Origin of the sequence: Roseivirga sp. UBA1976 (assembly GCF_002336325.1) — a bacterium.
In the GTDB taxonomy this organism is placed as follows: domain Bacteria; phylum Bacteroidota; class Bacteroidia; order Cytophagales; family Cyclobacteriaceae; genus Roseivirga; species Roseivirga thermotolerans.
Genome location: NZ_DDDQ01000079.1, coordinates 1 through 22,412 on the forward strand (window position 1 = coordinate 1; position 22,412 = coordinate 22,412).

The following is a 22,412-nucleotide window of genomic DNA, read 5'->3' on the forward strand; positions in this document are numbered from 1 at the left end:
GTGAAGACACAAATGGAGGCAAGGTTCAGAAATATACTTCTTGCGACTTAAGTAAGTAACCCTATTAGTTGCTCTAATTCTTATATGGGCTGAGTGTGTTGCCGGGTTGTGCAGAATAATTAAAGGGGTAGATATTTCACTTTTTCATTGTACGGTTCAGTAGCTACACTATCTTTGCAGCGCAATGCAAATGATTCTCGCACATTTCCACGCTCATCATTTCCACCATCTCTCTTGAGAGAGATATTGCAACCCCCTATGTGGCCTACGCGGTCGCTTCCCTTTCCAGTTTTCTTTAATCATTTTCTAAACTTACCAGTTGAATAATTCAGATGGAGAATATATTACGAATAGCTATTCAAAAGAAAGGCCGCCTGAGCGATGACTCCTTAAAACTAATCAAAGAGTGTGGCATAAAAGTGAATAACGGTACCGGCAAACTAAAAGCCGATGCAACCAACTTCCCGATGGAATTTCTCTTCTTAAGAGACGATGATATTCCCGGGTATGTGCAAGACGGTATTGCCGATATTGGCATTGTAGGAGCTAATGAAGCCGAAGAAAAAAACAAAGAGGTAACCTGGGTAAAGCACTTGGGGTTCTCAAAGTGTAGGCTCTCTTTGGCCATCGATAAAAATGAGGAGTATAACGGTGTGCAGGATTTTGCAGGCAAAAGCCTGGCTACATCGTACCCCAAAATTCTGGGCGACTTTCTAAAAACTCAAGGTGTTGAGGCCGATATACATGAAATCAGCGGTTCGGTAGAAATAGCACCAAGCATAGGTTTGGCCTATGGTATTTGCGATATAGTGAGCTCCGGATCTACCCTGCTTAGCAATGGGCTAAAAGAGGTAGAAGTGATTTACAAGTCGGAGGCTGTATTACTGGCTACACCGAACCTGGCTCCCGAAAAGCAGGCCATCCTCGATCGGCTGATATTTCGGATCAACTCTGTTCAGGCAGCCAAAAACAACAAGTACATTCTGCTCAATGCACCCAATAATAAGGTGCAGGAAATCATTAAGATTTTGCCGGGTATGAAGAGCCCAACAGTATTGCCCCTGGCTATGGAAGGGTGGAGTTCAGTGCACACTGTAATTCAGGAAGACGATTTTTGGCAGATTATAGAAGACCTTAAATCAGCAGGAGCAGAAGGTATTTTGGTGGTGCCAATTGAAAAGATGATCCAATGAAAGTCTTTATAAATCCGGATAAGTCTTCATGGTCTCAGTTACTCAAGCGTCCTACAATGGACTTGGAGGAAATAGAGCAAAAAGTAAGACCGGTAATGGAGATGGTAAAGCAGAAGGGAGACTCTGCCCTTCGGCAACTTACCCGACAATTCGATGGAGTAGATATAGAAGATTTTCAAGTGTCTGAGTCGGAGTTTGAACAAGCCGAAAAACTGGTTGACTCTCAACTGAAAACAGCCATACTCACTGCCAAATCTAACATTGAAGCGTTTCACAAGGCTCAGGAACAACCCGAGCTGGTGGTAGAAACAATGCCGGGAGTGAAGTGCTACCGCAGGTCGGTAGGTATTGAGAAGGTGGGGCTTTATATACCCGGTGGAACAGCCCCATTGTTTTCAACGGTTTTAATGCTCGCAGTTCCGGCCAGACTAGCCGGTTGTCGGGAGATAGTGCTGTGCACTCCACCCAACAAAGAAGGAAAGGTTCACCCGGCCATTTTATACACCGCCAGGGTAGTGGGTATATCCAGAGTTTTTAAGGTGGGAGGTGCACAAGCCATTGCCGCGCTTACTTTTGGTACAGAAACCATACCTCAGGTATACAAAATTTTTGGCCCCGGCAATCAATACGTTACCGCTGCCAAGCAATTATCTACGCGCTTCGGTTTGGCAATAGATATGCCTGCCGGGCCATCCGAAGTAGCGATTTATGCCGATGGTACGGCAAGTCCTGAGTTTGTTGCGGCCGACTTGCTTTCACAGGCCGAACATGGGTCAGACTCCCAGGTGGTTTTGGTGGCCAATTCTCAAGCTATGATACAACAGGTTCAAAAGGCCATAGAAACACAACTGGCTGCACTACCCAGGGCGGGTGTGGCTAGTCAGGCCTTGAAAAATAGTGTGGCCATAGTTTTAAACGAAAACGAAGCCATTGGACTGCTCAATGAATACGGAGCAGAACACTTGATACTGAGTGTGAGCGAACCATGGAGAATTGCTAACCAGATTATCAATGCAGGTTCCGTGTTTCTGGGCCATTTGACCCCCGAATCGGCCGGAGATTATGCCTCAGGAACGAATCACACCTTACCCACGAATGGCTATGCTAAAATGTACAGTGGTGTTTCACTCGATAGTTTCGTGAAGAAAATAACCTATCAGGAGATTAGCCCTGAAGGATTGAAAGTGCTTGGTCCGGTGGTTGAAAAAATGGCCGAAGCTGAAGAACTTCAGGCACACAAGAATGCTGTAACCGTAAGACTTAACGCGCTGAGAGATGTTTGACCCAAACGATTTATTAAGGCCTCACTTGAAGCAACTGGTGCCTTATTCATCGGCAAGAGATGACTATAAAGGGAGTGAGGGAATATTTTTAGACGCCAATGAAAACCCTTTAGGTTCCATAACGGAAGATAACTGGAACCGCTACCCTGATCCGTATCAGTACGCTCTCAAAACACGGTTGGCAGAAATCAAGGCTGTTAGTCCTGATCAAATTTTTCTGGGAAATGGGAGCGATGAACCTATCGATTTGCTATTTAGGGCGTTTTGCGAACCACAGAAAGATAAGGTGATTATCAATCCGCCCACCTACGGCATGTACAAGGTAAGTGCAGATATTAACAATGTGCAGGTTAAAGAGGTGCTACTTACCAATCAGTATGACCTGGACATTCAGGAATTACTTTCTGTCATTGAGCCCGACACAAAACTAATTTGGATTTGCTCGCCTAATAACCCAACAGGAAACGATGTGAGCCTTGAGAAAATAGAGATTGTGCTAAAGGCTTTCAAAGGCATAGTGGTGGTAGATGAGGCCTATATAGACTTTGCGAAGAGGCCTTCATTCATTCATCGACTTAAGGAGTTTCCCAACCTTGTAGTGCTGCAAACCATGAGTAAAGCCTGGGGTTTGGCTTCGTTGAGGTTGGGAATGGCTTTTGCTTCTCCCGAAATTGTGGGTATACTGAATAAGATAAAACCTCCTTACAACCTCAGTGGGCTGACTCAACAAACCGTTATAGGAGCACTCAATAATCTGGAAAAGAAGGATCAAATGGTTGCGCAGATTCTTGCAAACAGGGAGATACTGAAAACCGAGTTGGAAAAGCTGCCTATAGTGAAGAGGGTGTATCGATCAGATGCAAACTTCTTTCTGGTGAAAATTAATGAAGCACGAGAGGTGTACTTGAAATTGATTGACCAACAGGTGATTTTGAGAGACCGGTCTAAAGTGGTTTTATGCGAAGACGGGATTCGGATAACCATTGGCACCCAAGAAGACAATAAAAAGCTGATTGAAGAATTAAAGAAGTTGTCAAACTAATCCTCATAGCAAGCCTGTCTGTAGGCAGGCTCGCAATGATGTTGAAAAACCAACCATGAAAAAAGTATTATTTATCGATAGAGACGGAACCATTATTGTGGAGCCGCCCACCGACTTTCAGATAGATTCTTTGGAGAAACTGGAGTTTTTACCGGGAGCTATTTCTAACCTCAGAAAAATAGCCGAACAGCTCGATTATGAACTGGTAATGGTTACTAATCAAGATGGTTTAGGAACCGATTCTTTTCCAGAAGAAACATTTTGGCCCGCTCACAATAAAATGCTGAAGACCTTGGCGAATGAAGGAGTTGTGTTCGATGAAATCTGTATCGACCGCACTTTTGAACATGAAAACGCACCTACCAGGAAACCTGGCACGGCATTGCTAACCAGGTATTTAGAGGGAGATTATGATTTGTCCAATTCCTATGTGTTAGGAGATAGAAAAACCGACATTCAACTGGCCGAAAACCTTGGTGCAAAGGCCATTTTCATCTCTCAAGAGAAAGACGAAAGGGCTGTGTTGTCTACAACAAGTTGGGATGAAATTTACAAGTTCCTTCGTTTACCCGACCGGAAAGCCGTGGTGCAGCGCACCACAAAAGAAACAGATGTGCTGGTAGAATTGAATCTTGACGGTCAGGGGACTTGCGATAATCAAACCGGACTTGGCTTTTTCGATCATATGCTCGACCAGTTAGGTAAACACTCCGGTGCCGATCTTAAAGTGCATGTAAAGGGAGACTTGCACATAGACGAACACCATACCATTGAAGATACGGCTCTCGCATTGGGAGAAGCTTACCTAAAAGCCCTTGGTGATAAGAAAGGAATAAACCGCTATGGTTTTCTACTTCCGATGGATGAAGCCTTAGCTCAGGTGGCGATAGATTTTAGTGGAAGGCCTTGGCTGGTATGGGACGCTAAGTTTAGCCGAGAAAAGGTAGGAGATATGCCCACCGAAATGTTTATGCACTTCTTTAAATCATTTTCAGATACATCTAAGAGCAACCTCAATATAAAGGTGGAAGGAGAAAATGAGCATCATAAAATTGAAGCGATTTTCAAGGCATTCGCCAAAGCCATTAAGATGGCCGCGCAGCGCAATGAAAATGAACTCGATAAACTTCCTTCAACAAAAGGGACTTTGTAATTTGGCCGGTCAATTCTAAATCCATGCGGAATATTTTTTTATTTCTTTCCTTGCTGTTGAGTATTCAGGTCTGTGCTCAGGAAAATCTCGACTGGTGGGATGCATTGCACAACTATCCCAATGCTGCAGGGCCATTCAGAAACCGGTACCAAAATATTTCACCTGGTTTTTTAGGCCCCAATGCCTTGAGAGTGCCTGTCTTGTACAATGGTAAAATAGATAATGAGTTTTGGTTCGATGCCGGAGGCGATTTTCACCGTGGTGGTGGCGATAAGACCAATAATTTTTTCCTGGCTACCAATCTGCCATTGGCAAAAAACAGGGTTATGCTCTTTGCCAGTAGTATTCCGCGCGAATCTTGGGTAGTGTCTGAAGCTACACGAGATCTAAGAAGAATGACAGCCTTTGATGGGAAGGGAAGAAATACAGGCGATATCATAGGAGGGTTCATATTCAGGGTTTTCGATGAAGATCAATCAGGCTTTCTCAATGTAACTTTCCGTACTCAATTTAAGAGTACCACAGGAGGTAATTTAGTCAATGCCCGATTCTCCGATCATGGTATGCTCAACTGGGATGCCCAGTTTAGCAAAACCCTTTGGAACAACGAGCAATCGTCTTTTTTGCTCAAATGGATGCTCGGATTTCTCACCTGGCAAACGAATCAGAACGGACTGCCCAATGGTTCCAGCAATTTACAGAACGATGCTCCACTGTATGGGATAGGAGGTGAATTTACCTACGGAAACTGGTTGATTGGCTCAGACATATCGGGCTACCATGGTTACATTGGCAATAGAGATTACCCACTTTTTTGGCGAAACCAGGTCCTTTACAGGCACAGAGACTTTGGTCTCAGAATGGAGTATAACTATGGTCTTAAGGCGTGGGATTGGAACACCTTTTCTTTTGGTGTTCGGTATTATGTGGGCAAGGCCTTTGATGATCATTAGCCACAGATTATGATCGCAGGTTTTGTAAAATAGCAGGCACCTTTAATGGCCTGAAACAGAAACCAGGTTATCTCAAAAGCTTTAAAACTTGTCGTTCTGAGTTTGTCTACCAACAGATAGGTCCATTTTAGAATCTATGAGTTCGATAATCAGCACCATGAAGACCCTGAAACCTGCCTTTGCCACAGGCAAGTTCAGGGGGAGGCTGACCTGGTTTTTGAGTAGCCTCGTTTTTTTAATTCTACTTATGCCTAGTTGCCACCGGTTGTAAGTTGCTTCGTCATTGCTGCACCAATTAAGGCTTCTAGGGGTGTTCCCCCTCCATTTTCACCGTTGCTCATAATCATGGTTGTAGGGAATTTGATTTTGGCCAACTCCTTAGCAACTCCAATCGCTATCTCCTTTTCCAGCTCGGCACGTTGCTGTGGGGTAAGACCCGCAGAAACAAGTTTGGCGTTCTGGTATGCTTCAGCGTCAGCTTTTACTTTCTGGGCCGAAGCCTTTAGCTTCTCTGTTTCGAGTGCAATGGCCGCTAGCTTCTTATTGGTTTCCTCTTGTTTAAGTTTAGTCTCAATGGAGATTAGTGCTTTTACCTGCTCTTTCTCTTGAGCCACCCTTTCGGCTGCTTTGTCTCGTTCACCCTCGGCTATAATTCTGGCCTGAGCATCTTTAGCGGTTTTTATTTTTTGCTGCTCCAGTTGCCTTTTGGCCGATTCGTCTCGTTGCGCCTCCAGTCGTTGTTTAAACACTTGCTCCAACACTACATCGTCTACAATTACCTGAGCCACTATAATGTTGTTTTCATTAATGTCGTGTGGAATCCGAATAAACTGGCCATGCTCATCCACGCGTTTTTTAACCTCATACCGGGTCTGCACTTCTTTGATCTCTCGGTTTTCTTGCTCAATGGCCGTTACCACTGTATCCCTATACTCTGTTTTTTCAACGCTATAGGCACCATCTTTTAATTGCTCTTCAATGGCTACCCGGAAATCAGAGGCAGAACCTGAGATGTAATCTTGGGCGGCAAACATATAGCCGGTATTAGATACCACCTCCCTTACTGTGGGAATTAGGGTGTTTTGTGCGAGGTTTTGTAGACTACGGAACTCGATAGCCAACTCGATGAAAGACTCCTTGTCTGCAGGTAGCTGAAAACGAGTTGATAACTTTGTTGTAGCTGTAACCTGGTCGATGAACCGGATGGGGATGGGATCCATTTTTCCCTCAATTTCCTCGGTATCTTCTCCTTCTCCCACCACTTTAACATCGATGAATTTTTGCCAGGGGGTGATCTTTGCAAAGCCTCGGAACTTGATTCCCTCAGACATAATGGCGTCTTTTTTTCCATTGGGGTATACCACAAAGTATTGGTAACCCGGTTCGGCCCAAAAGAAAAGGTAGGGTATCATAATCAGGAAAGCTCCTATGGCTACAATGATTAGCGATATTTTACGGCTGAACATGAGAAGCCATGGTGATGCTTTGGACCGGATTTTAATCACCTCACCGGTGGTGTTTTCCTTGAATTCGTCTTCCTCAGCCAGAAAGGGCCTCACAATCAGGGTAATAAGCCCTAAAATGATAATAATTATTCCTAAAAAAGTCATAGTTTAAATTGGTTAAAGGTTATACATAGTTTATTTGTTGACCTTCCAGGTCGGTACATAATGGTTCTTGAAATAAAATTGGAAGCTTAGCGGTCTGAGACGCGGTACACGAACTTAAGTCCGGACCAAATACTGTCTACAGCGCATACTTTGACGTCAACAAGCCCTGCTTCAAGACCTGTATTTCTAACAATCATATCACTCAGGTCTGTGGGAACCTTGGAGGATTTCTTTGGCCAGGAAATCCACAACATTCCTGTTTTCTTCAATGAAGATTTGAGTTCTAGAATTTCCGACTTCAGCTTTTCGGCCGAAAGACAGAAGTAGTGGATAAAGTCTATGGCTCCGGCAGGTATTTTATCGTAAATCTCAACCCCTTCCGGAAGCGGGGCTAGATTGTCCCAGTAAGTTTCAGGTTCGTTAATAACGAGCATCCGATGATGCTCTTTTATTCCGAGTTTTTTCACTAAAGGTGTTCCTGAGTATCCTGCCATGTTTATTTGAAATACATTTATTATTACGAATTATATTTTTAAAAAGTTACATATTTCACAATAATATTTTGAAATATATTATATACGAAATTATCTACTGAATTATAAAAAATGCTGAGATGCTCATTATCAGCTATTTCCTAAAGATAAAAGTCTGTATGTGAATTTTAGAAATAGTAGGTTTTAATTAGTGATAAGTCGGGGCTAGTGTTATTTTTGCGCATGGCAGAACAGATCCTCATCTTAGATTTTGGATCGCAGTACACTCAACTGATAGCGAGAAGGGTCAGAGAACTCAATGTCTACTGCGAAATTCATCCTTACAATCAAATACCAGAAATAACTGACAATATAAAAGGGGTAATTCTCTCGGGTAGCCCATGCTCTGTGCGCGAGGCCGATGCTCCTGATATTGATGTAGACCAGTTTAGAGGTAAAATGCCTGTTTTGGGAGTGTGTTATGGGGCCCAGCTCATGGCTCAGAAATACGGAGGCAACGTGCTTCCGTCAGAAATAAGAGAGTACGGTAGAGCCCGCCTGAGTAGAGTAGACACGCATTTCGATTTGATGAAAGAAATTAGCCTCGATTCCCAGGTGTGGATGTCTCATGGAGATACCATTAAAGAATTGCCACAGGGCTTTGAAGTAATAGCAAGTACAGCAAGTGTAAATGTAGCGGCTTACAAGGTACAGAATGAAGCCACCTACGGTATTCAATTTCACCCTGAGGTCACACATTCCGAAGAAGGAAAGATATTGCTCAGAAACTTTGTGGTACACATCTGTGGCTGTGCGCAAGACTGGACCCCTGATATCTTTGTGGAATCTACAGTGGCAGAGCTGAAGCAGAAACTAGGCAACGATAAGGTGGTGTTGGGATTATCCGGTGGGGTAGACTCTTCGGTGGCTGCAGTGCTTATTCATAAGGCCATAGGCGAAAATCTGCACTGTATATTCGTGGACAATGGGCTTTTGAGAAAGAATGAGTTTGAGTCTGTTTTGGAGTCGTATAAAGGCATGGGCCTTAATGTAAAAGGGGTAGACGCTAAGGATCAGTTCTACGCTGCGCTGAAAGGCATTTCTGACCCTGAGGGCAAACGGAAGGCTATAGGAAGAGTCTTTATTGAAGTTTTCGATCAGGAAGCACACAAGATTCAGGGGGTAAGATGGCTGGGGCAAGGTACCATTTACCCCGATGTTATTGAGTCTGTTTCCGTGAAGGGTCCTTCTGCTACAATAAAATCACATCACAACGTTGGAGGATTGCCGGAGAAAATGAACTTGAAGGTGGTGGAGCCGCTGAACACGCTCTTTAAAGATGAGGTTCGTAATGTTGGCCGAAGCCTTGAGATTGATCCAAATATTCTGGGGCGTCATCCGTTTCCCGGACCAGGCTTAGGAATTAGAATATTGGGAGATATTACTCCACAGAAGGTAGCCATTCTTCAGGAGGTAGATGCCATTTTTATCAATGGCCTCAAGAACAAAGGGTTGTACGATCAGGTTTGGCAAGCAGGTGCTATACTTTTACCGGTTCAGTCGGTGGGTGTAATGGGCGATGAAAGAACCTACGAACAAGTGGTGGCACTTAGGGCAGTGACCAGTGTAGACGGTATGACGGCCGATTGGGTAGACTTGCCATACGCTTTCTTACAAGATGTATCGAATGAAATAATTAATAAAGTAAAAGGAGTTAATAGGGTGGTGTATGACATAAGCTCTAAGCCGCCAGCAACCATTGAATGGGAATAATGATAAAACGAATTCTGTTTACGTTTTTATTGATTTTAATTTCTGGACTCTTACAAGCCCAGAACATCAAGCAGCTGTTTGACGAAGGGAAGTCTTATTTCGATAAGGAGCAGTATGCATTGGCCATTAGTAAGTTTCAGGCCCTATCGGGCATGGACTCTGACAATGATATGGTCAGATACGCCTCGTTTTATTATGCCATATCGGCCTATAAGACCGGAGATAGAACTACAGCCAAGAATCTGTTTCGGCAAATTCAATCCAAATATCCCAGCTGGGGTGTTGACGAAGACCTTAACTATTGGTTGGGGGTAATTGCCGTTGAAGAGGGGAAGGTGGCCGATGCATTTAGACACCTCAATCAGGTATCTGCAGAAGAGCTTGCGCCTTCGGTAACCGCTTTAAAGGAAAAAGCACTGGTACACATTTCGGGTGTTGACAGTCTTAAGTCGTTACTGACCGAGTTTAATGATGATAAGATTGCTTCGCGCCTAGCCGATGTAATGCTGGATTTGCCTGTGGTAGAACAGGATATGGACCTGCTAGAAGCTCTTCAGCAAAATTATAATTTGGAGCTATCTCTTAGCCTTGAAGGCATTGCCTTTTCTCCAAAAAAGGAAGTATATAATATAGGCCTGTTTCTGCCTTTTGCTTATCGTAATGACTCACTCAGGCGTGTGCAGTTAGAGACTAACTGGACTACCCGAATGTATCATGGTGCTTTGCTTGGGGTAAAGAAGCTCGAAGAGGAGGGAATCAAAGTCAATCTGATAACCATCGATACGCGCGATGCGAACAGGACTCTCGAAAGTATGATTAACTCCGGTCAGCTGGATAGCCTCGACTTAATTCTGGGGCCGGTAACACAAAGTGCAGTTGAAACCATGACCAGATTTTCGCGAGAAAAGAAAATCAACATGGTGAATCCCTTGTCTTCCAATGGAGAAATACTGATTGAGAATCCCTATGCCTTTTTATACTACCCAAGCAACAAATCCATTGCTATTCGGTCGGCCGAGTATGCCAAAAAACATTTTAATAAGAAGAAAGGAGTAGCTGTGTTTTACTCCGGCCAAGCCGATTATGAAAGAGCTAAGCTCTACAAGGAACTGATAGAAAAGGATTCCTTCAATGTGACCATTTTCATGAGGGTTCCGGCTGATCAATCGGTTAAGATTCAGCAGTTACTGATAGCAGAGACTGAGGTAGATAAAGACTCTGCCAAAGTAGCCAGGATGTTTGCCGAAATGGATTCTTTGCGTGCAGCAGGAGACCCCAATTGGGAAAAGTATACCGAGCGTGATTTTGTTAGGGACACACTCAGAATATTGCCAGACAGCTTAGGGCATGTATACATAGCTTCCGATTTTTCTTCACTTTCCACCAGTGCTTTGAGCGGCATTGCAGCCAGGCCGGATGCCATTCAGTTTTTGTCGTCCAGCCGTTTTTTGGCAGCAGAACAATCACTTTCGTTTGGCCAGTTAGAGCGACTAAATACTGTCTTTGTAGGAAGTAACTTTATAGACTATTCCAGCGCCAATGTGGCCGAATTCAGAAGGAATTATATTAACACCTTTCGTGCAAGTCCTGTGAAAGAAGAACGTTTGGGCGATGCCTATTTGGGCTACGATTTGGTGGTGACCTATGGCAAGCTACTAAGCGAGTATGGAAAATATTTTCAGGTGGGCTTGAGAAGGCGTGAGGAGGTTCCCGGAACGCTCACTGAAAAGCTGAATTACCGATTGACAAACGACAATCGGTATATGCCCTATCTAAGAGTGAAAGACGCTCGTGTGGTAAAACTGCAAGATCAATAGCTATGCATCAGATTACAAAAAGCAACAACCTCTTTGAAGAGGCTCAGAAATATATACCAGGAGGTGTTAATTCTCCTGTAAGGGCATTCAAAGCCGTAGGAGGCAATCCCATTTTTATAAAGAAGGCTAAAGGAGCCTTTATTTTCGATGAGGATGGCAATGAATACATTGAGTTGATTAACTCCTGGGGCCCAATGATTCTTGGCCATGCCAATAGCAAAATAGAAGAGGCTGTACAGAAAGCCATTTCAGGATCCCTTTCGTTTGGAGCACCAACGGCCATTGAGATAGAAATGGCCAAAACTATTTGTGAGATGGTGCCCTCTATTGAAAAGGTTAGAATGGTGAACTCAGGGACAGAGGCCACCATGTCGGCCATCCGATTGGCCAGAGGTTACACCGGACGATCGAAAGTGATCAAATTTGAGGGCTGCTATCACGGGCATGGCGATTCGTTCTTAATTGCGGCTGGTAGCGGAGCCATTACGCTGGGGGAACCCAATAGTCCCGGTGTTACGAAAGGTACTGCCCAAGATACGGTTACTGTACCCTTCAACGATATTAACAAAGTACATGAGGCTGTTCGGGCCAATAAAGAAAATGTAGCCGCTATTATTGTAGAACCTGTAGCCGGCAATATGGGCTGTGTACTACCTGCGGAGGGTTTTTTGGAAGGTTTGCGTGAAATATGTAATGCGGAAGGAATAGTGCTCATTTTCGATGAGGTAATGACGGGTTTCCGTCTTTCACCTTCCGGAGCGCAAGGCGTATTCGATGTGCAACCTGATATTACCACCCTTGGTAAAATAATTGGCGGGGGTATGCCGGTAGGAGCATACGGTGGCAAGCGCGAAATAATGGATTTTGTTTCCCCTGTAGGTCCGGTGTATCAGGCAGGGACTCTGAGTGGTAATCCTGTAGCAATGGCCGCGGGGTTGGCTATGTTAAGTCAGATTAAAGAAGACCAAACCTTATATAGCGATCTGGCCCTCATTACGGCCAAGTTGGAGAATGGCTTGCAGGAAGGGCTCGATAACCTTGGGCTGCCATATACCATCAATAGAATAGGTTCTATGATTAGTATTTTCTTTACTTCCGAAAAGGTATCGAATTTTGAAGACGCCAAGAAGTCTGACTTGAACCTCTTTGGCCAATACTTCAGAGAAATGCTGAAGAGAGGGGTTTATTTGCCACCATCGCAGTTTGAGTCTTGGTTCATATCCAAATCCATTACACCTAATCTTGTAGACAGAATTGTGGAAGCCAGCAACGAGTCGCTGCGGGTAATTCATCAGTAGTACCAGAAACTGATGAATATTTCCAGGTAGAAGAATATTTGCAAGAAGAAGGCGTAAACAAAGCCTACAATATTGAATTTAATAAGGGTTTTAAACCATCCCTGCTTATATACTTTCAGAAATGAAATATAGGCATAAGTACTGGTGAGTATAAAAAATACAACCCCTATAATGGCTCGGGCTGCGTCAATATCCCATGCCGGAAAGGTGTTTTTAGTAACTATCTTATACATAATTAATAAGCCTAAACCATAGAGCAGGTAGGCAAATGAGTGAATGTGCAGGGCATGAACAATGTGCTTAATGTACAGGTGTTTTCTCCGTACATAGACAAACTTTAGCACTCCGGCAAAAAGCGGAATAAGAATGAACATCATCAGCGGTAGGTTGCCAAGCACAAAACCTTTAAAGCCTTCATCGTTTTCAAAGATTTCCCGGGTTTGGGCATACACATGCACTTTTTGATTGGGGCTAAGAAAATTACCTTCAATATTGCCTCCATTGCCTTGTAGAGAGTCCCAAAATACAGAATCGGGCATTCGTCTGTCTCTGGCAAAGCGGTGCATTTTATCTACCCATTCTTCGTCTTCAGACGTGGGTAACTCAACGGTAGAAAGTGACACTTTTGTGTCTTCTATAAAGTCTTCGGAAAAGTCGGCCTCTAGCGAGTCTAACAATTGACTAAAGGAGACTATTCCACTGTATTTCTGAGTCAGTGAGTCTTCTATCAAGGCCATTTTCACACTGTCGGAGAGAACCTTTAAGCGGTCGTTGTCCCTTAAAGCATCGAGGCTGGCGGTAGTTATCTCGGAGTCATCGCTAAGGTCTTTAAGGTTAAAGTCTGAGAGCAGGTAGCTTATGGTAAAGAAGTAAAAAAGGCTCATGACCAAATACAGCCTTACCGGATGAATGAAGTGCTTAATTTTGCCTTCGTGAAAACGATTGGTCAATGCTCCGGGCTTAAAAAGAAAAGGAACGAGGCTGTGGGCAAGCTTGGAGTCAAGCCCCAGGTAATTATCGACAAACTCTTTAATGAGCGTGTAAAATGTAACGTTATTGTCTGTGTTAGCCTGACCGCATACCGGGCAAAAATTATAGTCTTCGTGCAGGCTGGAGCCGCAGTTGTTACAAGAGTTGCTTCTTCTTTTCTTTTCTATCATGCTCTGGTACGACCGAACTATCAAATATAGCAGAAGTAGGCAAGTGGTAAAAGGCTTGCCTTACCGAATCTAATCAATAACGGTGCACCAACGAGAAGAAAAAGTAGGGCTCAGGCCTCGCTTTCTTTGAGTCTGTCTTTAAACATGGCCCTCAACTTCTGCACTTTAGGGTTAATTACTGCCATGCAGTAGGGTTGGTTGGGGTTGTCATTAAAGTAATTTTGATGATAGTCTTCTGCCGGGTAGAATGCCGCAGTGCCGGTTATTTCAGTAACTATGGGGTCTTCGAAGTAGTCACCCATTTCAGTTTTTACTTCTTCAGCAATTTTTTGTTCTTCTTCACCGGAGGTTATAATTATGGAACGATACTGCGTGCCTGTGTCGTACCCTTGCCTGTTAAGTGTGGTGGGGTCGTGAGTGGAGAAAAAGATTCTTAGCAGGTCTGAGTAGCTCAGTTCATTTGGGTTATAAGTAATTCTGATTACTTCTGCATGACCTGTTCGTCCGCTTGTTACTTCCCGGTAGGTGGGTTTTTTAACAGAGCCGCCTGCGTAACCGGATTCTACTTTATGAACCCCTTTTATTCGCTGAAAAACGGCCTCTGTACACCAAAAACAGCCGCCTCCAACAATGGCAGTTGCTTCTGTAAGTTCGGTAGAAAGTAACTGCATGGAGGCAGAGTTTACGCAGTATCTAAGACCACTGGGTTCCGGACCATCGGGGAAAACATGTCCCTGGTGGGCATCGCAGGTGTTGCACATAATTTCTACCCTCACCATGCCATAGCTGGTGTCTTTTTCATACTTAATGGCATTTTCTTTTACAGGCTGGGTAAAGCTTGGCCAGCCGCTTCCTGATTCGAACTTCACCCTGGAATCGAAGAGGGGAGTGCCACAGCAAACACAGCCATATAGCCCCGGTTCATGCCTTTCGCAGAACTCACCTGTACCCGCCCGTTCGGTTCCTTTTAAACGGGCTATCTGGAATTGTTCCGGAGTAAGTATTTCTTTCCATTCAGCCTCGGTTTTTTCTACCCTTCTATCGGGTTTGGGATTTCCGTTGTTGGTGAATTTAATGACATCTGACCAGGTAAGCATAGGCAATTGGTTTATGGCAGAAAGAACAAGTGCTTTTGCCAGAAAGTTTATTGTTTGCCCAAATATCGGTTAAACTCTGCAATTAGTTTTTCTCTTTCGCTTGGCCGTGGTGCATCTTTGTTAACTAGCCGACCATTGTGGTAGATCATATAATGTGGAAGGGCTGGAATGTTGAGCTCTTCCATTTTTGTGGTATATCCTGCATTTTCTATTCTAAAATGAAGTCCGGTGTTTAATTCATGCCTTTTTATGGCATTTTCCCATGGCAAGTCTTTACGATCGGCAGATAGATAAACATAGATTAATTGGTCTGAATCAAATTCAGTTTGAATCTTCTTTGAATAAGGCATTTCTTTAATGCAAGGGGCACACCAACTAGCCCAAAAATCGACATAAATTACTTTATCCTGATTAGAGGCTACTAAAGCTTCCAAAGAGGTTGATTCTTTCTTTAAGTTGATCAGCTCTAAATCATCACCAATAGAAAATTTGATATTGTATTTATTGATCAAGTGATTGACCATTGCGGTATCTTGATATTGATTTTTGAACTTATTGAGGTATTCCCATCGGATCTCAATTGGGAAATAGCCAGCATCTTTGAATATGTACTCTACATAATAGTAATGGAGTTTCTTCTTCTCTATTTGGCTTAAATGGCTTGCCACCTGAACCGAATCATATGCCCGAGGATAATTGGTGATTCTACCTCCAGCGGTTTCAGTTTTATATTTGTATTGGTCTACTTTTGAGCTGAACTCAATAGAGGATGAGTAATCAAAATATTTTGAAAAACTGGAATTAAAAAATAGACTATCACTTCGATCTACAGGCAAGTTTGGGTACCTATTCAGAAGTTCTTTACGAAGCCCTGAAAGAGTACTGAATTTATCAGACTCTACTCCTTTTTTATTCAAAGGGGAAGCCAAAAGTTCAGTGAGTTGAAAATAGATGTTGGTAAGTCTGTAGTTGAATTGTTGTTTATTGATTTGATTTCTCTCTTGGAGTGATTCAAGCTTTGAATATGTTCTCTCAAGTTCTTCAGGTAGGTTTTTTCGGGCATTGGGTTCTATCCCATTAACAAACTCAAGATACTCATCTCTCGGTAAATTCTTTGCTCTATAGTTCAATAGGACTGGTAGCTTCATGATGTCCATAGCAGTATATTCATCAAAGGCCAGACTGTCTCTTTGAATAAGACTGAAATTTGTTACTTCATAAGTCTCGGTTCTGTTTAGAACTCTAGCAATTGGTTTGATGCCATTGTAATTGAATTCAATGGTATCACCACTTTGAAATAGATATTTAAGGTTATCAACTCCTTTATACATTAATCTTACTTCAATCAGATCACGACCAGTTTTGATAATGACTGTGTCTTTTTCGGAGCCTATATTAAGTGGAAGTCTCTGGTCAATCAGGTTATCATCTATGAATTGGATTTCATCACCATTCTCGGTTCTATATTGATGACTTCCGTTTGAACCTGGTATTTCATAATAACCATTTCGGACTGGTTTGTTGAAAATTAACGTGATTTGGTCAGCCTTTTCTTTCTTTTTAATAATAGTCTCTGATGCTTTATCAGAACATGAGAACAAAATGAATAGGCACAAAAAAAGGAATGAAGTGTGTTTCATTCCTAAATATACTTGTAATGTTTTACCACTATCTAGTTAGTTTCGTTCTCGCCTAACAATTCTTTTTTGATCACATCCTTGAGTACTTCTTTGGGAAGTGCGCCAGACTGCATCATAGGCTGTCTACCGTCTTTCGGAATGAAAAGAATACTGGGAATACTTCTGATTCCAAACATGGCACTTAGCTCTTGTTCTACTTCGGTATCTACCTTGTAAATGTCTATTTCCGGAAACTCTGCTGCCAACTCTTCGAAGATTGGAGCTACCATCTGGCATGGTCCGCACCAATCGGCATAAAAGTCTATAATGGCCGGTTTTTCACCTTCAAACTTCCATTCTTTTTCTTTCTTGTAGTTGAATACCTTGGTTTCAAAATCAGCCAGACTTAATTGTTTTGTTTTCATACTTCTCAAATTACAAACATTTAAGTCTTGCAGCCAACAAACAGTTCCATAGAAGTATAACCAATGTAACACAGGTTACTTTTAGGGGTATTGATTACTCGTTGCTCCATCGGGGAACACCTTTGTAGCTCTCCCAGGTTGGCAGCCTTTTAGTTTCAGTTTTTGTAGTTTCTAGTGCGCGCAAAAACTTTTCCTCATGGCCGTTCAACCAGTTGGAGAATGTAGGGCCGGGTGAGTGGCCTTTGGTAATGTGCTTTAACAAGAGACCTATGTTAAAGGTGGTGCTGCTCAGGCCGGCACGGGCCAGTTTGGCATCTTGTGCATTACAGGCCTGCTCATATTGCCCTTTTACCGGAACCATTAATACAGGCTTGTTTAAGTACATGGCTTCACAAATGGACTCGAAGCCGGCAGTTGAGGCATAACCCGCGCAACCAGCCATTAGGTGTAAAAATTTTTGATCGTTGATGTAGTGAAAGGTGAGGTTTTTATGGGGTTTCCACTCATCGGGCAGTTGTTTGTTATCCCAAAAACAATGGATTTTAATTTTCTTGTTTTCCTTATGCCACTCTATGATTTCCTGAGCGTAGCCTTTGTTTACCACATAGGCCAGAATGTAGTCTCCGTTTGTCGGAGTGAGCGAAAAAACTTCCTTTCTTAAAAGCGGTGGGGCTATAATGAGCTTGGGGGAGTCGCTTTTCAGAGGTCTAAATGAAAGGGCTATTATTTTATGGCTGCCTATGGCAGTGAGTTGGTTGTTGAGCCGGAAGGCCCATTTCTGGGTTTTGAAACCCTCTGCAAAGGGAAAGCTATTGTGTAGTGCGAGGTATTGATGCGCGATACACACTCTTTGAGTAGTGGGTCTGAACAGTCCGAAATATAATCCTCCCAGTATGTCGTAGAAGTTTACTATAAGATCGGGTTTAAACTCTTTCCTAAACTTGTGCAGGCGAATGAGCTCTCTCAGAAAAAGGGGGGTGCTGAGCAGATTAAAAGTGACTGTTTTCCAAAGGTTTACAGATTTACTGTTTTTGTCGAAGTAGAAATTGGGACTTTTAAATGTCTTTAGATTAGCATTGGTGTTTTGCGCTACAAATTTGGGGATGCTTCTTCGGTTACTGGTGCCAACCGCAATGGCGGTTACCTGGTGGTTGGCATTGCTCAATATTTTTTCTAAAGCTAAGGCCTGTGTCATGTGTCCCCTTCCTTCGCCCTGAACAATAAAAAGAACTTTCATGTGATTATGCCTGACTTGCTGTTGCTGCTACTTCTTTTGTCCCATTGCCGGTGTAAGCATGAAGAGGAATGGTTTTTTCATCACTTTCATCTTTTTCCTTTTGGTTGCTTTCGCTGTAATACACAAGGCTCCACTCACCCTTCTTGTCTTCTACCAAAGCTGTCATTGATTCAACCCAGTCTCCGGAATTCAAGTAATGTATGCCATTAATGTGTTTAATAGCGGGCTGATGAATATGTCCGCATATTATGCCTTCACACCCTTTGTACAGGGCCATACTGGCGAGTTGTGTTTCAAAATCATCGATATATTTTACAGCCTGCTTTACCTTACCTTTTACTTTTTGCGAGAGCGAAAAATAAGGAAGCCCCTTTTTCAGTCGTCTGTAGTTGTATTGTCTGTTAAGCCACAGTAGAAAAGTATACCCTATATCGCCCAACTTGGCAATCCATTTGAATTGGGTAGTAATTGAGTCGAAAACATCGCCATGGGTGATGTAGTACTTTTTACCATGGCTGGTGTAAACAAGGTCTCTGGCGATTTTTAAATTGCCGACAGCAAAGGGTAGAATCTGATCGAGAAAGTCATCGTGATTGCCTCTCAGGTAGGTTACTTTGGTGCCATCTTCTTCTATCATTTTTAATATTTTGGTGAAGAAGCGGGTGTGCTTACGTTTCCATTTGCCTGACTTTTTGAGTTGCCAGCCGTCTATGATGTCACCGTTTAGAATCAGGTTCTCGCACCTGTATTGCTTTAGAAACCTTACGAGCTCTTTGGCTTTAGAGCCCTTTGTGCCTAGGTGAACATCAGAAACAATGATGGTTTTACATTCATTTTTCACTGTCTGAGGTTTGGGGGTTAGGGTTAAAACAATATCACATCTTTATGTGACCCCTTTATGACCAGTGAATTATCTGAATGCTATAAAAAAGAAGGTAGATACAAGGAGGGTTAAAATTGCCTTAATATAGGCTAAGCCTTGAGTTGTTCGTCTATATATTTCACGGCTTGTCCAACGGTTTGAAGTTTTTCGGCATCACTATCAGGAATTCTGATGTTGAAAGACTGTTCAAACTCCATAACAATTTCGGCATAGTCGAGAGAGTCTATCCCCAGATCTTTAATAAAGTTAGCATCCAATGTGGCTTCTGTAGGGGCAATGCCTATTTTCTCAACAAGTATTTGGGTTACCTTTTCTAGCGTTTTGCTCATTCGGTTGGTGGTAAAATTGGTTGGCGGAAGTTAAACCATTTCAATATAAATCTAAAACCTAAGGGTAAATTCTGTGCCTTCATTGATCACCGAACGGACCATTATGGCGCCTCCGTGTTTGCGCATAATTTGTTTGGATAATGAAAGACCTATACCGGATCCTTGCTTTTTGGTGGTAAAAAAAGGAATGAAGATTTTACCTAAAGCTTCTTCGTCTATTCCGGAACCATTGTCTCTAATCTTAATGGTTGGTCGACCATATTCATTCACAAACGCATTGATAATTATGGTTTTATCTTCTTCATTCTCTTCCAGGGCGTGCATGGCGTTCTGAATGAGGTTAATTAAAACCTGATCGAGCAGTTCTTTGTCTACATGCAGTTTTAAGTCTTTGGGTACAATATTTACAACAAAGTCAATACCCTTTACTTCCATTTCATGAGAAAGTAAAAGCTTAATGTGGTCAACAAGTTTTCTTATTTCTATCTCCTGGATCTTCGGTTCAGGAATACGTGTGAGGTTTCTAAAGTCAGAAACAAAGCGTATGAGCCCTTCGCTTCTTCTTTTAATGGTTTGCACAGCCAGATAAATATCTTCGAGCTCTTCCTTTTCAATCGGAACATCATCTTCAATATTGTCTACCAGATTTACTTCTACAGTATTGGCAAGAGATGATAATGGAGTGACCGAATTCATGATTTCATGTGTGAGCACACGAATCAGATTTTGCCAGGCATCCATTTCTTTTTCTTCCAACTCCGATTGTATGTTTTGAATAGACACCAGCTTAAACTCTTCGCCTCTTAATACCAGCTCAATCACATAAATAGAGAGTTGGGTTCGGGTGCCTTCACGGGTAAGTTCAATCAGGGCACTTCCTCCGGTTTTTAGTTTTACAAGCGACTCTACGAGCTTAGGACTTACTTTGCTCAGCTCAAAAATACTGTTGATGCTATCTATGCCAATGAGTTTCTTTGCCGCACTGTTAATGATCTGAACTTCTCCCAGCTTGTTGAAAGTAACCAAGCCAATGGCTACGTGTTGCACAATGGTCCTGAAATAGTGGTAATTGGCCTCTTTTTCGGCCCGTATTTCTCTAAACTTTCTAATTACGGTGTTGAATTCATTGTACAGCTCATTCATGGATTTACCTCTTCCTGAAGTGGGGTAGGTGGTGGTAAAATCATCATACTTAATAGAGCTTAAGAAACCTGCAATCTCTCGGTTGGTTTTGTCCAGGGTTCTTATTAGAAAATAGACCTGAAGGGCCACCAATAGTGCAATGAAGAAAGCATTTACATTATTGGCGGTTTCTATGTAGGCGTAGGCCAAAAGAAAAATAGAGCCAACCAATAAGGTGACTCTAATAATTATGGCCATTCTTAAGTTTTTAAAGCCCATGCTTTTCTAATCTTCGATACAATGAGGCACGTGTAAGCCCCAACTCTTTGGCTGCCTTAGAAATATTACCAGAATGCTTGTTAATGGCTTTGAGAATCACATTCTTTTCCACCTCATCCAGATTCAGATTATCCACACTTTCTGTTTGGGAGTCGGCTTTTTGAACCAGAAAGAAGAAGTCGTCTGGCATTAATACATTGCCTTCGCTCATAATAATTGCGCGTTCAATGGCATGTTGCAACTCCCTGATATTGCCGGGCCAGGAGTATTTCGATAGTTTCTTATAAGTAGACGGAGCGATTTTTTTGGGGGGCTTTCTATACTTTTCACAGTAGACCTTCACAAAATGGTCGGCCAAAAGATTAATGTCGTCTTGTCGCTCGCGCAAAGGAGGAAGGTGAATTTCTACAGTATTGATGCGGTAAAGCAAGTCCTGCCGAAAGGTATTTTCGGCAACCATATCGTACACCGGCATGTTGGTGGCGCAAATAAGGCGTATGTCAATATCTATGGGTTTATTGGTTCCAATTCGGGTCACCTGCCTGCTTTGTAGTACGGTAAGCAATTTAGACTGAAGAGGCATACTCAGGTTGCCAATCTCATCTAAAAACAACGAGCCTCCTGATGCTACCTCAAATCTACCAGCTCGGTCTTCCTTGGCATCGGTAAAGGCGCCTTTCTTATGGCCAAATAGCTCCGATTCAAACAGTGTTTCCGTAATGGCTCCCATGTCTACCCCCACAAATACATTGTCTTTGCGCAGGGAACGCTGGTGAAGTGCACGAGCCACAAGCTCTTTACCCGTACCGTTTTCCCCCAAAATAAGCACATTGGCATCGGTGCCCGCTACTTTGTCTATTATGCTAAAGACATTCTTCATGGCGGGGCTGTCTCCTATAATGTCTTTAAAAGGCTTGCTTATATCATCTTCCAGCTGCTTTTTGGCGCTTTTGAGCTTTTCTACTTCTTTGTAGCTCTGCTTTAGTTTAATGGCCGAAGAGAGTGTGGCGAGAAGTTTTTCATTTTGCCAGGGCTTCAATACAAAGTCGGTGGCCCCTTCTTTGAGAGCCCGCACGGCCATTTCTACATCGCCAAAGGCAGTAATCAATATAACCACTGCTTTGGGGTCGGCTTCTAAAATCTGTTCCAACCAATAGAACCCTTCTTTACCACTGGTAATGTCTTTACTGAAGTTCATGTCCAGCAATATGACATCATAGGTCCCATTGTTCATTAAGAAAGGAATCTTCTTGGGGTTCTTTTCTATAATCACCTCTTTGGCGTGCTTCTTCAGCAAGAGTTTGGCTGCAATGAGCACGTCCTCGTCATCATCTATTATCAGTATTTTTCCCAGTTCTTTGTCCACAAGCTTGTATTTGAAAAGTTATTGCAACTGAAATAATGCCAATTGGCATAGAAGCGAAATATAGGGGATTAGTTTTAGAGGATGTCCGATATCGCAACAAAATTAGTCCGATTATGAACGTGTTTTTCTTGAAAAGTATCGCTTATGCGAGCATTGAAAACTCCTGAGCTTTGTGCGTAATAGCAATAAATTGAGGTGAAATTTGCTAAAAACAGGTACGTACAGATATCGGCTCGGGTGCAGGCGAAAAAACCTTACTTTTAAAAGAATTTGGTTTTGCAGATGAAATGAAAGTGTTTA

At 42.7% G+C, this 22,412-nt stretch carries 19 protein-coding genes; 8 read left to right on the plus strand and 11 right to left on the minus strand.

The annotated features are described in order from the left end of the window. The first annotated feature begins 332 nt into the window (after positions 1-332). Genes hisG through B3763_RS07830 form a run of 5 tightly spaced genes read left to right on the plus strand, consistent with a single transcriptional unit; the run spans position 333 to position 5,624 of the window. Positions 333-1,193: an ATP phosphoribosyltransferase gene (hisG, locus tag B3763_RS07810; protein ID WP_286745445.1), complete on the plus strand. Its 861-nt coding sequence runs from the start codon at positions 333-335 to the stop codon at positions 1,191-1,193. Then, on the plus strand, positions 1,190-2,476 hold the full coding sequence (gene hisD, locus B3763_RS07815) for a histidinol dehydrogenase (RefSeq protein WP_286745447.1): 1,287 nt from the start codon (positions 1,190-1,192) through the stop codon (positions 2,474-2,476). Before hisG ends, hisD begins: the two co-directional genes overlap by 4 nt. Then, positions 2,469-3,518 carry a histidinol-phosphate transaminase gene (hisC, locus tag B3763_RS07820; protein ID WP_286745449.1) on the plus strand — a complete coding sequence of 350 codons (1,050 nt, stop codon included), beginning with the start codon at positions 2,469-2,471 and terminating at the stop codon, positions 3,516-3,518. The genes hisD and hisC overlap by 8 nt, the downstream gene beginning before the upstream one ends. A gap of 55 nt (positions 3,519-3,573) precedes the next feature. Further along, positions 3,574-4,671 (plus strand): bifunctional histidinol-phosphatase/imidazoleglycerol-phosphate dehydratase HisB, encoded by a 1,098-nt coding sequence (gene hisB / locus B3763_RS07825; protein ID WP_286745452.1) that lies wholly within the window; start codon positions 3,574-3,576, stop codon positions 4,669-4,671. Between the two features lie 23 nt (positions 4,672-4,694). Next, entirely contained in the window at positions 4,695-5,624 is a 930-nt protein-coding gene (locus tag B3763_RS07830) for a hypothetical protein (protein WP_286745455.1), read from the plus strand. 251 nt (positions 5,625-5,875) lie between these two features. On the opposite strand, the gene B3763_RS07835 is transcribed toward B3763_RS07830, so the two are convergent. Both B3763_RS07835 and B3763_RS07840 read right to left on the minus strand, forming a co-directional pair. Next, a complete protein-coding gene (locus tag B3763_RS07835; protein WP_286745457.1) occupies positions 5,876-7,234 on the minus strand; it encodes a cell envelope integrity protein TolA in 1,359 nt (452 codons plus the stop codon). Positions 7,235-7,320: 86 nt separating this feature from the next. Beyond that, a complete protein-coding gene (locus B3763_RS07840; protein WP_189629476.1) occupies positions 7,321-7,728 on the minus strand; it encodes a DUF3052 domain-containing protein in 408 nt (135 codons plus the stop codon). A 222-nt stretch (positions 7,729-7,950) separates the two neighbouring features. Between B3763_RS07840 and guaA the strand changes: the two genes are divergently transcribed. The 3 genes from guaA to hemL are packed head-to-tail and all read left to right on the plus strand — an operon-like array spanning position 7,951 to position 12,595. Next, positions 7,951-9,480 carry a glutamine-hydrolyzing GMP synthase gene (gene guaA, locus B3763_RS07845; RefSeq protein WP_189629477.1) on the plus strand — a complete coding sequence of 510 codons (1,530 nt, stop codon included), beginning with the start codon at positions 7,951-7,953 and terminating at the stop codon, positions 9,478-9,480. Beyond that, a complete protein-coding gene (locus tag B3763_RS07850; protein ID WP_286745460.1) occupies positions 9,480-11,297 on the plus strand; it encodes a tetratricopeptide repeat protein in 1,818 nt (605 codons plus the stop codon). Before guaA ends, B3763_RS07850 begins: the two co-directional genes overlap by 1 nt. A gap of 2 nt (positions 11,298-11,299) precedes the next feature. After that, positions 11,300-12,595 (plus strand): glutamate-1-semialdehyde 2,1-aminomutase, encoded by a 1,296-nt coding sequence (gene hemL / locus B3763_RS07855; protein ID WP_286745463.1) that lies wholly within the window; start codon positions 11,300-11,302, stop codon positions 12,593-12,595. On the opposite strand, the gene B3763_RS07860 is transcribed toward hemL, so the two are convergent. The 9 genes from B3763_RS07860 to B3763_RS07900 all read right to left on the minus strand — a co-directional run bounded on the left by B3763_RS07860 (position 12,589) and on the right by B3763_RS07900 (position 22,112). Then, on the minus strand, positions 12,589-13,755 hold the full coding sequence (locus B3763_RS07860) for a DUF3667 domain-containing protein (RefSeq protein ID WP_286745465.1): 1,167 nt from the start codon (positions 13,753-13,755) through the stop codon (positions 12,589-12,591). The genes hemL and B3763_RS07860 overlap by 7 nt on opposite strands. Before the next feature lie 110 nt (positions 13,756-13,865). Next, a complete protein-coding gene (locus tag B3763_RS07865; protein WP_286745467.1) occupies positions 13,866-14,852 on the minus strand; it encodes a bifunctional methionine sulfoxide reductase B/A protein in 987 nt (328 codons plus the stop codon). A 47-nt stretch (positions 14,853-14,899) separates the two neighbouring features. Continuing rightward, positions 14,900-16,492: a TlpA family protein disulfide reductase gene (locus B3763_RS07870; protein WP_286745470.1), complete on the minus strand. Its 1,593-nt coding sequence runs from the start codon at positions 16,490-16,492 to the stop codon at positions 14,900-14,902. Between the two features lie 32 nt (positions 16,493-16,524). Further along, positions 16,525-16,896: a thioredoxin gene (gene trxA, locus B3763_RS07875; protein ID WP_189629483.1), complete on the minus strand. Its 372-nt coding sequence runs from the start codon at positions 16,894-16,896 to the stop codon at positions 16,525-16,527. Between the two features lie 94 nt (positions 16,897-16,990). Then, positions 16,991-18,133, minus strand: coding sequence for a glycosyltransferase family protein (locus tag B3763_RS07880; protein WP_286745474.1), 1,143 nt, complete (start codon positions 18,131-18,133; stop codon positions 16,991-16,993). A 4-nt stretch (positions 18,134-18,137) separates the two neighbouring features. Continuing rightward, positions 18,138-18,974 carry a UDP-2,3-diacylglucosamine diphosphatase gene (locus tag B3763_RS07885; RefSeq protein WP_189629485.1) on the minus strand — a complete coding sequence of 279 codons (837 nt, stop codon included), beginning with the start codon at positions 18,972-18,974 and terminating at the stop codon, positions 18,138-18,140. Positions 18,975-19,105: 131 nt separating this feature from the next. After that, positions 19,106-19,345, minus strand: a complete 240-nt coding sequence (locus B3763_RS07890; protein ID WP_189629486.1) for an acyl carrier protein — start codon at positions 19,343-19,345, stop codon at positions 19,106-19,108. A gap of 51 nt (positions 19,346-19,396) precedes the next feature. Beyond that, the gene (locus B3763_RS07895) at positions 19,397-20,725 is read right to left on the minus strand and encodes a sensor histidine kinase (RefSeq protein WP_229838565.1); all 1,329 of its coding nucleotides are present in this window, start codon (positions 20,723-20,725) and stop codon (positions 19,397-19,399) included. A gap of 10 nt (positions 20,726-20,735) precedes the next feature. Further along, the gene (locus B3763_RS07900; RefSeq protein WP_189629488.1) at positions 20,736-22,112 is read right to left on the minus strand and encodes a sigma-54-dependent transcriptional regulator; all 1,377 of its coding nucleotides are present in this window, start codon (positions 22,110-22,112) and stop codon (positions 20,736-20,738) included. Between the last annotated feature and the right edge of the window lie 300 nt (positions 22,113-22,412).

Excerpts from the sequence above, each read along its gene's own strand:
- B3763_RS07865 (WP_286745467.1), bottom strand. The coding sequence starts at position 14,852 with ATGCTTACCTGGTCAGATGTCATTAAATTCACCAACAACGGAAATCCC.
- B3763_RS07835 (WP_286745457.1), bottom strand. The coding sequence starts at position 7,234 with ATGACTTTTTTAGGAATAATTATTATCATTTTAGGGCTTATTACCCTG.
- B3763_RS07890 (WP_189629486.1), bottom strand. The coding sequence starts at position 19,345 with ATGAGCAAAACGCTAGAAAAGGTAACCCAAATACTTGTTGAGAAAATA.
- hisG (WP_286745445.1), top strand. The coding sequence starts at position 333 with ATGGAGAATATATTACGAATAGCTATTCAAAAGAAAGGCCGCCTGAGC.
- B3763_RS07830 (WP_286745455.1), top strand. The coding sequence starts at position 4,695 with ATGCGGAATATTTTTTTATTTCTTTCCTTGCTGTTGAGTATTCAGGTC.
- hisB (WP_286745452.1), top strand. The coding sequence starts at position 3,574 with ATGAAAAAAGTATTATTTATCGATAGAGACGGAACCATTATTGTGGAG.
- B3763_RS07870 (WP_286745470.1), bottom strand. The coding sequence starts at position 16,492 with ATGAAACACACTTCATTCCTTTTTTTGTGCCTATTCATTTTGTTCTCA.
- B3763_RS07860 (WP_286745465.1), bottom strand. The coding sequence starts at position 13,755 with ATGATAGAAAAGAAAAGAAGAAGCAACTCTTGTAACAACTGCGGCTCC.
- B3763_RS07840 (WP_189629476.1), bottom strand. The coding sequence starts at position 7,728 with ATGGCAGGATACTCAGGAACACCTTTAGTGAAAAAACTCGGAATAAAA.
- B3763_RS07880 (WP_286745474.1), bottom strand. The coding sequence starts at position 18,133 with ATGAAAGTTCTTTTTATTGTTCAGGGCGAAGGAAGGGGACACATGACA.
- hemL (WP_286745463.1), top strand. The coding sequence starts at position 11,300 with ATGCATCAGATTACAAAAAGCAACAACCTCTTTGAAGAGGCTCAGAAA.
- guaA (WP_189629477.1), top strand. The coding sequence starts at position 7,951 with ATGGCAGAACAGATCCTCATCTTAGATTTTGGATCGCAGTACACTCAA.
- trxA (WP_189629483.1), bottom strand. The coding sequence starts at position 16,896 with ATGAAAACAAAACAATTAAGTCTGGCTGATTTTGAAACCAAGGTATTC.
- B3763_RS07850 (WP_286745460.1), top strand. The coding sequence starts at position 9,480 with ATGATAAAACGAATTCTGTTTACGTTTTTATTGATTTTAATTTCTGGA.
- hisD (WP_286745447.1), top strand. The coding sequence starts at position 1,190 with ATGAAAGTCTTTATAAATCCGGATAAGTCTTCATGGTCTCAGTTACTC.
- B3763_RS07895 (WP_229838565.1), bottom strand. The coding sequence starts at position 20,725 with ATGGCCATAATTATTAGAGTCACCTTATTGGTTGGCTCTATTTTTCTT.
- hisC (WP_286745449.1), top strand. The coding sequence starts at position 2,469 with ATGTTTGACCCAAACGATTTATTAAGGCCTCACTTGAAGCAACTGGTG.